Origin of the sequence: Aquimarina sp. AD1 (assembly GCF_003443695.1) — a bacterium.
Classification (GTDB): domain Bacteria; phylum Bacteroidota; class Bacteroidia; order Flavobacteriales; family Flavobacteriaceae; genus Aquimarina; species Aquimarina latercula.
The window spans coordinates 3,922,621-3,938,241 of sequence record NZ_CP031966.1 but is presented as its reverse complement, the minus strand read 5'-3'; the positions used below and the strand labels follow the sequence as shown (position 1 = coordinate 3,938,241).

Here is a 15,621-nt window from a genome sequence, read left to right as displayed (position 1 = left end):
CTCTAATTCTTTCGTTGTATTTGTTTAAAACTGTTCTTTCACAAAGGGAGATGAATCAATTTTTTAATTCCTCATATACTTTTATATATTGATCAATCATACTTTCTAAAGAAAATAACCTATAAATGTAATCCATATCAAAGTTAAATGTATTTAACTCCTTTGGGTTTTCTATTATTAATTTTAGTGTGTTTTTTAAATCCTCATTTAAAGGGTTAAAAGTAAACTTAGAATTATTACTTAATATTTCCTTTATACCTCCTTTGTTACTTCCTAAAACAGGAACATTACTTAATATTCCCTCTAATACGACTCTTCCAAATGGTTCTTCCCATAGAGAAGGTACAACCAAAACGTTTATAGTATTAAAAAAAGTTTCCTGTTTTACATATCCCATAAATTCGACTTTTTCATCTGGTAAAAAAGACAATAAAAAATCTTTATATGATGATTCTACTCTGCCGGCAATATATAGTTTCCAATTATTATAATCCCTAAACCCCGCCAGAACTTGTATTAAAATCTCAATTCCTTTAGCTTTATTTACCTGCCCAATAAAACCAAACTTCAAAAAAGTTTGATTCTTAAAATTCGATTTCAATGATATCTCTTTTGTGGTATCAAATCCATTATAAATTACTTTTTTAGCTGAAGGTTTAAAATATCCTTTATCTAGGTGATCCTTTAATATAAAATTACTGATTCCAACAACACTATCTACAGATTGAGACTTAGTCTTCTTTATAACAGAAAAACACACACACTCCATGCATTGTTTTTCGCAATTATCATTCTTGAACTTATTGGTTTTAGGACACTGTAAATAATAATCTCTAAGTGTATGTACAACTTTAATTCCTTTACTCTTAGCTATATCCCAAATGGAAACAGAGAAACCCATTAGATTATTGGTGTGGATAATATCAGGATCAAACTCATTAATTATTTTAAGAAAACTAGTATTATATTTTTTATTATATATATCCGTAAAGTGCCATTTCAGTTTTTTAACTTTTGACTGATCTACCTGATCAAAAGGCCAAAACACATTTTTTAATGCAAGTCTATATACTGGTATCTTATTTACATATACTTCTTCCTCATTTTTTCCTAGGGTTAAAATAGCAACATCAATTCCTCTTTTATACAATCCTTCTGCTATCGTCTGAACAGAGATTTCTGCACCTCCAACTTTAAATGGCTGATATAATGTATTGACAATTAAAACCTTCAACTAAATATTTTCTTTTCTTTGAACAAAGTTTTGATTTCTTTCTTGAAAAACAAAAAGCAAAAAACCAGAACAACAACAAAGATGATGATTTTTATGCTTAAAAAATGATAGATTTGGGCATAGGATATATAACTTACAAGTGATAAAGCATAAAACCCTAAAGGTATAAAGATCATATAGAATACTTGGTATTGTATTTCGACAAACCTATTATAAAAAAAACTAAGCGATACTGATAATAAAAATTTACCTATCAACGTCGCTACTGCTGCTCCAAAAATTCCGTACCGAGGAATTAATATAATATTTAGAATGATATTTATCACAGCTGCTAATATTGTAAATACTGGTATAATTCGATTTCCTCGACCTTGAATATCGTAAAACAAAGCACTTGCAAAAAAATAGTACACACCGTGGTATACAAATGCAAATGCAATACAAGGTATTACAATCCAAGAAATATGATATTCTTTTGGTGTAATTAACATTATTACTTCTTTACCGAAAAAAGATAATCCCAAAGCGACTATGCAATAAAAAACAATAATCAATTTTGCAATTTCTGGAATTGACTTTTGGCTATTATCCTTTATTTTTTGATTAAACCAGGGAACAAAAGCTTGATTTATTCCTGAAGCAATTAAAAAAACAATACTACCGAAGTTATTACCGATACTATAAATACCTACTAAAGATGTATTCAACAACTTATTAATGATTATTCTATCAATAAGCATTGTCGTAACTCCTGATAAGGTATGGGGGATTAATGGAAAGGCATATTTTAAAGACTTCTTAAGTATATCAACATCAATTCCAAAGGTTATATCTTTCCTAAACCTTGATAAAGTATAGATAAAGAAAACAACATTAGTTATTGCTAAAGACCCCAAAACTCCTTTAGCACCCATATTGAAAAAAATTACACTTGTTAGTAGTAAAATAATATTTACCAAAAAAAATATTGCATTATTTTTTCCAAAACGAACTCCTTCTTGTCTTGATTGTAATGAACTCTGATATATAGTATAACAAGGGTTAAAAATAACAGATACCAAACCAAGAGCCATAAAAGGAAAAAAATCAACGTCTTCTAAAAATGGTAGTAATAACCACTTTCTGCCTAAAAAGATAATTAATGTAACTACAAAACTATTCAGTAAAACAAAAGTAATTATAGTCCCAAACAGTTTTTTTACCTTATTTTGATCATCTTTAAACTCATAATAAAACCTATTTAGCGTACCGGGAAGTGATAGTAAATAAAAGACATTCAGAAAGGCATTAATTGCAATAACAATTGCTACAACTCCATAATCATATGTGGACAAATAAATTGTCAGCACAGGGATTAGAATAAAATTAATCCCTTTTTGAAGTAGCATTAAAATGCTATAAATTCCAGAATTTTTAAGAAGTTTTTTTTGACTCAACTCATTAAGTATTTCATCAATAATTATTAATTAATTGAATATTTTCAGAATTTCGATTCGTTTCAAAAAGATTATTGATTTCCGATTTTCTATATAATAATTTATCCGTAGGAATAAAAAAAGATTTGAGTTTTAATTCATCCCCCAGAATAATTGATAATGTCTCAGCAACTGATGAGAAAAATAGCCCAACTTCCTCAGGAAACTGAGAAGAGAACAAAAAATGTAACTCTAATGGTAATTTATTTTTTATGATCACCCAATTAGGCATTTTTGCAACTAACTCTAAAACTTCATCAGATTCATTTCTGTGTGCATAATATTCTACTGTAATTCCTTCCGGGTATCGTTTTTTATAGTAGTCATCAATATTATTCAACAAACTAAGATAAAAATCTAACGTTAGCAATTTAGAATCTACTAGACTTTGTCCAACAAAAGCAATTTTCTTTTCAACTTTAGAACTCTTTTTACTTTTGAGACTTCTCATGTAAGAAAAAGTATTCTCTAATACGTGAATATGATTTTTCACTTCAACTTTCTTAGCATAATATGAGAAAAAAGTATATTTCTTAGATAATAGATATGGTTTCACTGAAAAAAAAGCATACAGCAATGTTTTTAGTTTAAAAGCTTTTGTGCTATAACCAAACCTGTTTAAAAAAGAGATATCATCTAACGTTCTTGTTCCATCATCAACACAAATATATTTTGTGTTATATAAGTTTGCAAAAGCAGCTTGGTATATAGATCTGAAATGACCTATAATAATATACTCGTAGTTATTATATAACTTATGTTTTTCTAAATTTTTTAAAAATAACATTCTTTCTAAGAAATTTAGATTTTTTGGTATTTTAATAATTGATAGGGCTGTCTTAATTTTTAGCTCTTCTAGTAACAATTTTACCTGTCTTTCATTAGTGATATTTCCATCACTAAAAAAAGTAATATCTGTACTTTTAATCTCTAAATGTTCTTTTGCTTCAATAGCATTAATCAACTGTAAAGGAGAAGCTATTATAAGTTTTGCCTTCATAAAAGTTTATCTAAAGAATTTTTGCTAAAACTTCTTCATAAAACTCTCTAACAACACCTTCTCCTCCTTTTCTAGATAGTTTTATAATTCCTGGAATATTCCTAATCTTCCTTAAAGCATTAGATGGACAAGCTGCTAACCCGACTGCACTCAATAATTCAAAACAATTAATATCGTCACCGATATAAGCTACATCTTCAATCGTAACACCTTCTTTTTCACATATTTCTAAAGCAGCGGATAGTTTTCCTCCATCTCGTTTTCCTTGATATAAATAATCAACTTTCAATTTATCTGCTCTTCTTTTTACCAACTCAGTATTTTCTGATGTTATAATAGCTGTTTTTACTCCGCTTTCACGGATCAATTGAAAAGCCATTCCATCATGAGTATTAAACTTCTTTAACTCGTCTCCATTCTCACTATAGTACATTCCGGCATCTGTCAATACTCCATCTATATCAGAAATAAATAATGTAATTTTTTTCTTTGTTTGTTCAGAAAGTATATACTTTTTCATTAAAATTTCTGCCCTCTGCCAATCATCTTCTTCATCAAGTTCTACATCCGTATATTCAGGCATTAAACATATTCCTATATTACCCGAAAGTCTATTACTTGATTCTTTAATCTTTCCAACAGTATTTATATAAAAAGCCCCATTTTCCATATATATTCCTTCAAAATCTTGCCTTCTAGGTCGACTATAAGGATCATAATTTATAGGATCACCATTCCCTTTCCAAAAAAAACGTTTTGATAACACACAAGAAAGCACACTATCATACTCTTGTTTATCAAACATCTTAATTCCAGCAGTTAAATCTTTTGCTGATAACAAAGGTGATGTCGCTTGAATCAAAACAAATGCATCTTTTTTATCTAATTCTCTTACTTCTAAATACTCTAAAATTACACTCTCTGTTGACGAACTATCCTGAGCATTACTGCTATTCCTTCTATATACAGATACTTTATTAAAACCAAAAGAATTTACTTCAGTTTCTATTTGTTCGTGATCTGTGGCGATAATAACCTCATCAATTGACTTAGTTTCTACAGCGGCTTTAATAGTCCAATATACCAATGGCTTACCACAAAACTCCTTAATATTCTTTAAAGGAATGGATTTACTGCCTCCTCGAACGGGTATGAATGCAATGGTTTTCATTGTTTGCGATACTTGAGTTTGTCTCTTTGTACCCGTTCTATTTCTAGAATTTCTGTTTTTTTATAATTCAATGCTTTAAAAGTTGCGAATAAATCCCTACATAACTTTCTTAATCCTGTTGGCTCTAAAGAAGCCGCATGATCAGTACCTTTCCAGGTTCGATCTTTAGTAAAATGCCTTTCCACCCAAGTTGCTCCTAACGTGTAAGCGGCATTGTCAATGGCAATACCTAAATGATGTCCAGAAAACCCAATATCTTTTACTCTGTTACCATACTCATTCTTTAATCGAGAAATTTCCAATAAACAAACATCTTCAAATGGCACCGGATATCCTGATGTACACGAGTAAATAACCAATCTGTGTTTTGCTTGATCTGTTTCTTCAAAAAAGGATATAATTTGTTTTTCTTCATCTTGGTTTGTCATACCAAATGATAAATGTACCTCTCCAGTATATTCATCTCTTAATACACGTAGCATATCAAAATGATTATTACACGCAGAAGGAACCTTTAGCATCGATGGATTAAAAGTAATCATTTCTCTTGCAGAAGTAACATCCCAAACTGAGGTAGAATATTCTATCCCTATTTGATCGCAATAATTCTTAAGTTCTTTATGTTGTTCAACCGAAAACTCAAGAAATTCTCTATGTGCTCCATAGGTATCTCCATAAGAATTACTTGGATTGGGGTGTGGAGCATAATATTGTTGTTCGGTAAGTAACTCTCTATTATTCCTCTTCTGGAACTTAGCGACATCAGCATTACATTCTTTCGAAAGACGTAATAGCTCTTTAGCTATTTCCATATCTCCTTTATGATTGCAACCTATCTCCGCAATTACTTTCGGTTTTTTATACTCCATATTCATTATATTTAATCTATTACGAAATAGATTAATAATTATTGTTATTCCCTATGTTTTATGTTTACAATAAAAAAAGAAAATTGTTTGTATCTCAATAGATCAAAAATACCTAAAATATGTTATAGATTTCTTATAAATGAATATTTACTAATGTAGTTTCGGCTATTGGGTCTTCTAAGAAATTAGTGTTTTTATCATAATAAGGAAAATTTAACCAAAAAATGGTATATCAAATTTTAATTCTTTTTCTTCTTTTGAATTAATTTCCCTCCTCCTTTTTTCATTTCACTTTTTATGTTATCTACTTTCTTTCGAAGCAATATTTTCCTTTTAATATTAGCAAAACTATAGTCAAACCTATAAAAAAGATATGCCATAACAACAACAAAAGTTATAAGAAATAACACCAAATAAAAATTATAAGAAGTACTACTTAAAATTATCATTAATATTACGAAAATAAGGTTAAACCCGCCGATAATAAAACTTGCTTGTTTGTGTGATAATTTAAAGGTGTCTAATAGTATATGATGTGTATGATTTCTATCTGGTGAAAATGGACTTTTTTTATTAGCTACTCTTATTGTAAATACCCTAGCAGTATCAAACAATGGAACAATTAATATGCTAATAGCTATTAATGGTATATTCTCTAAAAGAAATGGTAAATTGTTGTAGGATTCAGGGGATAATGCCAAAAACTTTAACGTTAATATACTGATAATAAAACCGACAATTAAAGAACCTGTATCGCCCATAAAAATCTTTTTATTAGAAGATAGGTTATAACTTAAAAAAGCAATCAAAGAACCATTTAGAGCTAATGAAATAAGAACGTAAAAATATTCTCCCGTTAAATAAAAAATAGTAGTATAAATTACTAAAATAACAATTCCAACAATGGATGCTAGACCATCGATACCATCAATCAAATTGTAAGCATTTATAATGGTTAACATCATGAATCCACCAACCATATAATACACATAAACAGGTATATCATATATTCCTAAAAATCCATTTAACGTAGTTATTCTAAAGCTTTCGTTACTTAAAATGAAAGTAATAGCAGCTAATTGTGCGGCTAATTTAGTATATGGAGAAAGCACCAATAAATCATCTTTTAACCCTACGATAAAAAGAATTGTTAAGCCTGGTATAAAATAAATAGCTTCATCAAATTTATCCCAATTATGTAGAAAAAACAATGCAAAAATAAGTGTATAAAAAAAAGAAACTCCACCTAAAGTAGGAGTTCTTTTAACATGAGAACTTCTTATGTTAGGGTTGTCCATAAGATTTTTGTACTCTACCAAACCAATTATTTTAGGAATGGTAAAAAATGTAAGTAAATATGCTCCTACAAAGAAAACTAACGGATAATAAAATTCCAACACAAAAATTTTAATGTACAAAGATAGCTTAAATTTTATGATTTATCTTGAGGGATCCTAATTACCCAAAATACCTATTTATATAATATTTTTTCACACCATTTAAGGCCCACCAAGTAAAATAATATATTGTTCTAAAAACTCCCAGTTTTTGATATTTATAAAGAAAAACCAAATGCTTAAAGATTAGTTTTCTTTTATTATTTGTAGCAGAGCCCTTTACTTGTCTATAAAATGCTAATTCTTCATCTAATGGTATAGATTTTACTCCAGTTTTCAGAATTGATAACCAAAGACCATAGTCCTGTTTTCTTCTTAGATTTGGCATATAAAATTTACCAATTTTTTTAACATTATACATCGCTGTAAGGCAACTTATTTCCGTTCTCTTAAGCAAATCATAATATCCTATTGGTCGGCTACTTACATGATAGGTTTTATTAATTTTATTTCCATCTTCATTTATAAAACCATAAGAAGCATGAGAAAAAGAAGCATCATTTTTGAGCATAAAATTAACGTGTAGTTCTAGTTTCTTAGGTAACCATATATCATCACTATCCAGAAATGCAATTATCTCTCCACTACTCTCTTCTATGGCTTTATTTCTTGCAATACCAGAGCCTGAATTTTCTTCAAGTTGAAATAATCTTATTCTACTCTCCTTTTTCTGAAACCTTTTTACAATATCTATTGAATTATCCTTGCTACAATCATCAACAATAATCATTTCCCAGTTTTCATAGGTCTGACACAGAACCGAATCAATTGCTTTTGCCACAAATCGTTCTGAGTTATATAGTGGAGTAATGATAGATACTTTTGGTTTCATTAGATCTGCAAGTTTTAATGTTTTTGCAAAAGTAATTTAATATTTCAAATTAACGTAAGTGACTAATTCAATTCTTTTATTATCTTTAACTTGTTTCTTCTTCAAAAGAAGCATTGACAATAACAAAATAATATCTAAAAACAACATCGACAAGAAAATTTCCTGAGAAAAACAAATTAAAAATACTATAGTAACAAAGAGTTTTTCCAAGAGATCATTATTAGAAAAGATGTATCTGACAAAAACTAATAAAACTACTCCAAAAAAAGAACAATATTAAAGATATAAATATTTCATTATATACAATACCTCCAAAAATACATTTCGACTCATTCCAGTCTCAATTAATAGAAGAGATTACTTCAACAGACAAATTACTTCTGCTTGAAATTATTATAAATCAAGCCGTGTTCATTTGACTTTTACTTCAAATAGAAAATACTTTGTTGTTAGGAACACTTAAAGGTAAAAATCTCATTTTAATTGATTAATTATTGCAAATCTATAATACAAATCAGTATATAACAACACTGGAGCCTTTTTACAAGAACTATCAAAAAAATTAAATGATTGGATAAGTAGTTTTTTCTGTTGTCGTTTGGTTAACTTGTTCTGAAGATTATGCATCCAAAAAAAGGATGCCACTGAGATATTCAAATCTTTAATATTATTCTTTTTAAAATTTCCTATTGAATTTCTAACATTAATTGAACATTTATTGACATTAATTTGTTTAAAAACAAAATTTACAAGTTTATTAAAACGCATTTCTACATCTTCATCTTCATTTATTAATAGATATTCTTGAAGCAGAAAAGATTGTACCAATAAGTACGGAACATTTAGTCTATTTCTCCAATTAGAAGGAGCTTCAGGCCAATAACCGTTTTCTTCATCAACTGGGATATAGTTTTTTAAAATATTATCTCTATAAAGTTTAAATAAATCAAAATAAAAAATATCGCAAGTAGAATGATATAAAGAATACATGGCAAGCATAGCTGCCATGTTATGGTTTGTTGCAAAAGCGTGTGGTTCTTTTAACCAATTACAAGCTTTTCTTATTCCTTTTTTGACTATAGTATTTTCCAATATATCTGGATGTTTCTCACTAATTTTGCCAATACCGTGTAAAAACAAGGATGTTCTAATATGACTGGGTCTATTATTTTGAAGAAATGCACCGTTTTCACCCTGTAAGTTATCAAAACTAAACTCAATTGCTTTCTTAATTCTTTGATTATAAAGTTTAACATTTTCTTCCTCCATAAAGAAATAAAATGTTATCGCTTCATTATATCTATTGTCAATATTCTCTAATGCATCTCCCCAATATCCTTTATCATTCCAATTTTTTTCTAATTCCATCATATTGCTTTTTAAGTAATTAGAAATTAGCTCATCGTTATCTTGTCCTTCAGAACTAATTACTTGAAAAAGAAATGAAAGAAGGATTAATAGCCTAATTTGATTAAAGTGGAGTGTTATCATTTAGACAAAGGTTTCTTATTGTACAAATAAAATATATGATTAATTAATGCATATAGAGTAACGCCATACGCTCTAATCAAATAATCTTCAACGAACATTAGAGAGATAAAGGATAAAGATAAAAATAAGTAAATTCTCGTCTTATCAGCAAAAGACAACTTAATGTTTATAAATAATGAGTGTAAAAACAAAATTAACCCTAAAACACCAGTATTTAAAAGTGTTCTGAAATAAAAATTATGGGCGCTTTTAGTGTTCTCAATATCAAATTCTTTAACTTTATAACACTCATTAAGATAATTCTGAACGTCTCCAACACCTACTCCAAATAAAAAATTATCCTTTACTATATCAAGACTACAAGAATAAATCTGCAACCTTTTAAAAGTAGAATTCCCAGCTAAAAATTTAATATCCTCGTTAATAAAAGTAAAAAACAAATTGTAAAAACGAGCATTAATAACTTTAATTTGAGAAATAAGCAAAAAAGTCCCTATCCCAATTAACAAAAACAAGATTGATTTAACCATTAAGGATATCTTCTTAGAAAAGAAAACCAGAAAAATCAAACTTAAAAAAAGAAGTATTAAGATTATTTTAGATGCCAAAATAGCGATCGCTAATAGAAATACTAATATAATTGGTAGATTAATAAATATTTTTTTAAACTCAAAATTATTCAACAAGTCATATAAAAGAAGAATTATCGAAAACAGAAAAAAAACAGACGTATAAATTGGATGAATATCAAATATGAGAAAATCTCCTTTAATTATATGGTATACTACTGAGCTGGTAAATACTTCTGAAATGCCTTTTTTTATAAACACAAACAAAATTATATATATCGCTAAACACAATGAAAAGCTTATATATGATTTCAAGACTATTTTAAGTTGTTTTATCCCTATATCTTTACCTAAAACACTTAAAACAGGAAATATTAGCAAAGGCATTGCATGCTGAAGGGTTTTAAATCCAGTAGATTTATCCTGTGACCAAATCAGAGAAATTAAAAACAAAAGATAAAAGCTTATTTGTGAAAAAAAATATAATCTGTTCTCTTTTGTAAATCTTTTTAATGGTTTGTTATAAAATTCAATCAAACACAATAACGCATAAAGAATTATAGATATAGACAATATACTATAAGGCAATACTGGTATTGCAGATAATAATATTAAAGCATAAAAACTTTTGTTTTCCGAGATACTACCTAACCTTATTCCCACTAAATCTATATTTGATATAATTAAAAATAGTGGGGTGAGAGTAATACGAATTTTCCGGAATCTCTATATGTTTTGTTCTAGGTAATTCAATTCCCCTGTTTACTTTTTTTAAAACTCTTATTTGCTGTTTTGCAATCTCGATCATGCCTTTCCATCCTAAAGTTATATAACTATCTCCCTCTTCAATATTGATAATTCCTTGACTTATTAAATCTCCAGTATCAACTCCGCTATCAAGCCAAAAAACAGAGTATCCAACCTTTTCAGGTGCTTTATTATAAATTGCCCAAAAAGATGAATGAATTCCTCTGTAGGAAGGAACAATTCCAGGATGACCTCCAATTATATTTCCATTAACAATAGTTCTTATTTTCTTTCCAACCCAATACGGAGTATGCACCACAATTATGTCCGGATTTTGAGATTTTATCCAATCAAAGGTTTCTTTTTTATGGTAATTCTCTGTGTAATGTATTGGTTGATTCCATGAATTAATAGAGTCTCTAATTAAAGGTTCATCATACAATTCTAATTTTATCTTCTTGTCCTTTTTAGAATTTACAAGTTTATATATAACTCGTTGAACTATCTGAAAAAAAACTTTAAAAACACCTTCTTTTTTAATCGCTATTTTTAAATAGGAAAAATCTATTCCTTGAGTCTTTTTATCAGCTATACAGGCTCCAACAACGTTAAGTTCCTTATCTTTTATAAAAAGAAACAGTGTGTTGAGATTATGTAGACTTGCACCTGTAAGTAATAATATTCTTTTACCCTTCACGATGTTTATTATTGTTATGAATTACTGAGTAAACAGGAAATATCAATGTTTTGATATTATTTTTAACTTTTCTTGTTAAAAGCTCTTTCTTTATATCTTTGAATTGAATATACCTTTCTATTTGATTTATATTTTTTCCTTTCTTGGGACATACTCGTCCTATGATATATCTGTTTTCCTCAACACAAGCAATCTTTAGGCTGGGGTCGGAATTAAACACAAAACTATAACCTTCATCAAAAGCGGTTTTATAAGTGTTCCTATTAGCATCGCCACCAGGAATCGAACAAGAAGTGATTTCTAATCCTAATAAATCTTCAAGTTTTTTTTTGCTTGTCCTCCATTCTGAAATCATTTTATCTTTAGATAAGCTTTTAAAGACATTGGGATGCGAATGAGAATGTGACCCTATTATATGTCCTCTATTTTGTAGTTCACGAATATCCTGTTCGTTAACAAAATATTTATTATTTATCATGCTGGTAGTTATAAAAAAATGTCCCCTCATGTTTTTTTCTTCTAATATGTCCGCAGCTTGCAATGCAGATTTACCACCATCATCAAAAGTTAAAAAAATAGTATCTTCCTTCTTATTAAATGGATAATCATTAATCGTTAAAACTCTTTTACCTGAATTTTTAACCAAATCTATATGAGCAATAAACTCCTTCAACGGATGCTTATAAGGATTAGCAGATTTTCTTTGAAAACCAGTCTTTTCCGGAAAGTCAGTTACTTCATGATAAAGCAAGGTTAAAGTTTTTTCCATAATTATAAATTTAATATAAAGGGGATTAATTTTTTTTCTTCATCCTCCCAAAACTTCTCATTTAAAGAATGATTAACTTGAGAAGTTTTAACTTTATTAATGACCGGCCTATTATTGTTGATCTTAATTAATAATGATTCTATGGCCAATTTATTATAAGGATCGACCGTAAAGCCCAAATTGTTAGCAATTACAAAATCTCCCAGCTTTGTATTTTCTGCAAAGATACAAGGTTTATTAAAAATCAGTGATTCAAAATACTTATTAGAAATAGCATATTTAACATTAAAATCTTTACTAGGATAAGCCGCCCAAATCAAATCCGTTTTTAAAAACAGCTTACCAAGATCATCATAATTGTACCAACCCACTTCTAATGTTACATTTGGATATCCTTTTTGTTTCTTGTATTCTATAAGTTCTTCTGCAAAACCAGATCCCTTTATTATAAGGTTCATATTTGGTAAATTCCCAACCGCATCCATTAGAATCTTTAGGCTTTTTATATACCTTAAAGTACCTAAAAAAGCTACAGTTAACTTTCCTCCCTCATTATTGATTGATTTATAATCTTTCGTTATATATTTTAATGGTTTGTTTTCAATAACAACAGATGGAATTTTACTGCTATAAAATTCTTTGAAAAATCGCGAAGCATAAATAATACCATCTGTTCGTAATAAAGCTATAAGCTCTAATATTCTAAAAAACTTACGCACTACAAAATACTTATGCGTAGGCATATCTAAGTTATCATATACAAGATTTTGATTTTTCTTCTTAAGTAAAAAACATAAGAACAGCATATCCCAATGAGACGCTATTAAAACATCATAGTCCTTTTTTTTAAGTTGTTGTTTAATAAATTTATAGTAAGAATAAATACTGATTAGCTTCCTAAATTTATTCCTTGATATTTTAGTAAAAACAAAATGGTTTTTTTCATTTGTTACTTCCACACCATTCCTATTCCACATTATAGAATCAACGTCCTGATCATTATTAACCAAACTGTTTTCAATTCTAAAACTTCTAGTTTGAAGAGGATAAAGGTTTTCTACAACTAGTATTTTCTTATTGAATTGCATTCGTTATTTTTTTTCTTATTTCTGAATCATTATGAGCTTTTAGAAAAATTGAATTATCAGAATTTCTCACTAGTTGTTCTTCCATAAAACCAAGGGAAATATTGTTGGGATATAATCTATACATTTCCCTACCATATAGACCTTGAGGGTTAATTAGTATTATTTTCTTATTTAATGACATGCTTTCATAAAAAACACCACTTACTCTATATTTATAAGGAATATCGAGCACTACATATTTAGCTTTTTCCAAAATTTCAAAATAATTATCAAAATATGGTTTTAATACAACCATTTTATCATTAAACTTCCTTTTTGATTTACTCTTTATATATAATTTCAAGTTATTATCTGAACTAAATTCTAATAAATTATTAAAATGCTCGGAATCTATATTTAAATTTGGTGCAAAAATAATATTACTTTGTTCAAATTCCTTATAATTTGATGGATTATAATTCAAAGCGTGCGGAATATAAAATGTCTGATTTTTAAGGTTATAAAAGTGTTTCTGTATATATTTTTCAAATACAAAAAATGCGACTCTTTTATCGATCTTTTTTAAAAACCATTGACTGATTCCTTCTTTATCAATATTATTGTGAAGATATACAAATGTTCTATTTCTTACATTCCACGATATAGAAAAAGAAATGTTTTCAAACCCTGTAATTATTATCTTAGTATGTTTGTCTATCTTTTTCTTAACATTTTTAATAATAACTAGTTGCTTTACTATAAATGAATATCTATTCCCGTATTCGAAAAGATAATTTTTGATCTCTATATTTCTTTTATTTCCTATCAACTTACAGTATCTAGATGAAGAAATAAAGATTATTTCATATTCTTTAGAAAGAATTTCTATAACTTTTTTTACGAAAAGTATATGTCCCTTCTCGGCTAGTAAATCAACTATATATAGAGGTTCTTTTTTCATTAGGATATTTATAGTTAATGGACAAAACTAAACCAATTACTACGCCTACAAAAATAAAGTTTTTCATACCGTAAGAGAATGTGGTAATTATATAAAACGGTGCCGAAATTGCTAACCATTTTAGATTTTTATATTTAATTAATACAAAAAATGACATTATGCAAAAAATGAGAAACAAAACTAAACCAACAATTCCCATTTTAATAGGAATGTACGAAATTCCTCCATGCCCCTTTTTATAGTGCTGGAGTTTTGTTTCTACTTCCGAATAATCCTCTTCTTTTAACCTTATCTTATACTTTTTAAAAAAATTAGTTTCATTATCATCAATGTAGCTACCATAGCCTTTTCCAATTAATTGGAAAATCATTCCCGCTTGTTTGAGGTTTTCAAAAGATATAATAAATTCTACAGCTCTAACCCTTGGAGACTTAGGGATTGAAGACACATCTCCTTCAAACATTTTAGGAATTGCTGTTTGAGCTTGATATATTTTGAATTTCGTTAGCTTACTACTCGTTTGATAAACAATAAAAGCACCTAAAAAAACTAAAACTACAAATCCTACTTTCTTTATCAATGATATTTTAATAATAAAAAATAACATTACAACAGATATAGCTATAAAAAGGATATTTAAACTACTGGTATAGGTGTACTTTGCTTTTAATGAAAAAACAACTATATGTAAAAGAATAATTAAGAATTTACGTGGTATTTTTAAGAATAGAATTGGAATAATAGATATAAAATAAAACTTCTCAAATTCGTCAAAAAACAGATTTTCTTCACCCGCAGTTATAATTGAGACTAATGTTAGCGCTGGATAAAAATATATTACATAATGCGCTAAAACTTGTAGGACATTTGTACGCTGTTCCTTACTAAAACCAATAATTATAATTATAAAAAAGTAAAATATGGTAAATGAAATCAATTCATTAACATACCATCCAAATGAATATTTAAAGTAAAAACCAAAAATAGCATTAAGAATGTATAAAATAAAAATAGGTGCTAAAAAGAACAAACTCTTTTTAGGCAAGTTAATTTTTATCATACTAATTAAAGCAAAACAAATGATTAGCAGGTATATAAAATTTATGCCACCCAATTCTGTGGTGTAAACACTATTAAATTTAGAATGATAACTTCCTAATAGTAATAATAGAAATACGGGTGTATAGTTATGCTTTAATAAGTTTCTTAAAGCATATAAAAACAATACTGAGATAATTATATAACCTAAAACACTCTCTCCTATTGCTAAACAAAGCAAATGCCCTATTAAGAAAACGTATTCTTCCTTTGTAAGTTTACTTAGCTTAAAAAGCATTCTACT

The 15,621-nt window shown here is 28.0% G+C and carries 14 protein-coding genes; all 14 read right to left on the bottom strand.

What is annotated here, in order from left to right:
- Positions 1 to 55: 55 nt before the first annotated feature.
- Positions 56 to 1,234, bottom strand: a complete 1,179-nt coding sequence (locus D1815_RS16930) for a glycosyltransferase family 4 protein (protein WP_118388413.1) — start codon at positions 1,232 to 1,234, stop codon at positions 56 to 58.
- Positions 1,231 to 2,670, bottom strand: a complete 1,440-nt coding sequence (locus D1815_RS16925; protein WP_120650602.1) for a lipopolysaccharide biosynthesis protein — start codon at positions 2,668 to 2,670, stop codon at positions 1,231 to 1,233. Before D1815_RS16925 ends, D1815_RS16930 begins: the two co-directional genes overlap by 4 nt.
- Before the next feature lie 16 nt (positions 2,671 to 2,686).
- Positions 2,687 to 3,709, bottom strand: a complete 1,023-nt coding sequence (locus D1815_RS16920; protein ID WP_118388408.1) for a hypothetical protein — start codon at positions 3,707 to 3,709, stop codon at positions 2,687 to 2,689.
- A 10-nt stretch (positions 3,710 to 3,719) separates the two neighbouring features.
- Complete coding sequence (locus D1815_RS16915; RefSeq protein WP_118388406.1) at positions 3,720 to 4,880, bottom strand: acylneuraminate cytidylyltransferase; 1,161 nt, start codon at positions 4,878 to 4,880, stop codon at positions 3,720 to 3,722.
- Complete coding sequence (locus D1815_RS16910; RefSeq protein ID WP_369899323.1) at positions 4,877 to 5,749, bottom strand: N-acetylneuraminate synthase family protein; 873 nt, start codon at positions 5,747 to 5,749, stop codon at positions 4,877 to 4,879. The genes D1815_RS16915 and D1815_RS16910 overlap by 4 nt, the downstream gene beginning before the upstream one ends.
- Before the next feature lie 239 nt (positions 5,750 to 5,988).
- On the bottom strand, positions 5,989 to 7,146 hold the full coding sequence (locus tag D1815_RS16905; RefSeq protein WP_240337527.1) for a glycosyltransferase family 4 protein: 1,158 nt from the start codon (positions 7,144 to 7,146) through the stop codon (positions 5,989 to 5,991).
- 61 nt (positions 7,147 to 7,207) lie between these two features.
- A complete protein-coding gene (locus D1815_RS16900) occupies positions 7,208 to 7,978 on the bottom strand; it encodes a glycosyltransferase family 2 protein (protein ID WP_118388402.1) in 771 nt (256 codons plus the stop codon).
- 474 nt (positions 7,979 to 8,452) lie between these two features.
- Complete coding sequence (locus D1815_RS16895) at positions 8,453 to 9,469, bottom strand: hypothetical protein (protein WP_118388400.1); 1,017 nt, start codon at positions 9,467 to 9,469, stop codon at positions 8,453 to 8,455.
- Complete coding sequence (locus tag D1815_RS23955) at positions 9,466 to 10,425, bottom strand: O-antigen ligase (protein WP_240337526.1); 960 nt, start codon at positions 10,423 to 10,425, stop codon at positions 9,466 to 9,468. The genes D1815_RS16895 and D1815_RS23955 overlap by 4 nt, the downstream gene beginning before the upstream one ends.
- A 256-nt stretch (positions 10,426 to 10,681) precedes the next feature.
- On the bottom strand, positions 10,682 to 11,482 hold the full coding sequence (locus tag D1815_RS16885; RefSeq protein WP_158594508.1) for a formyltransferase family protein: 801 nt from the start codon (positions 11,480 to 11,482) through the stop codon (positions 10,682 to 10,684).
- Entirely contained in the window at positions 11,472 to 12,251 is a 780-nt protein-coding gene (locus D1815_RS16880; RefSeq protein ID WP_118388394.1) for a polysaccharide deacetylase family protein, read from the bottom strand. The genes D1815_RS16885 and D1815_RS16880 overlap by 11 nt, the downstream gene beginning before the upstream one ends.
- A 2-nt stretch (positions 12,252 to 12,253) precedes the next feature.
- Positions 12,254 to 13,339 (bottom strand): glycosyltransferase, encoded by a 1,086-nt coding sequence (locus D1815_RS16875; RefSeq protein WP_118388392.1) that lies wholly within the window; start codon positions 13,337 to 13,339, stop codon positions 12,254 to 12,256.
- On the bottom strand, positions 13,326 to 14,279 hold the full coding sequence (locus D1815_RS16870) for a hypothetical protein (protein WP_118388390.1): 954 nt from the start codon (positions 14,277 to 14,279) through the stop codon (positions 13,326 to 13,328). Before D1815_RS16870 ends, D1815_RS16875 begins: the two co-directional genes overlap by 14 nt.
- Positions 14,251 to 15,615 carry a hypothetical protein gene (locus tag D1815_RS16865; RefSeq protein ID WP_118388387.1) on the bottom strand — a complete coding sequence of 455 codons (1,365 nt, stop codon included), beginning with the start codon at positions 15,613 to 15,615 and terminating at the stop codon, positions 14,251 to 14,253. Before D1815_RS16865 ends, D1815_RS16870 begins: the two co-directional genes overlap by 29 nt.
- Positions 15,616 to 15,621: the final 6 nt, after the last annotated feature.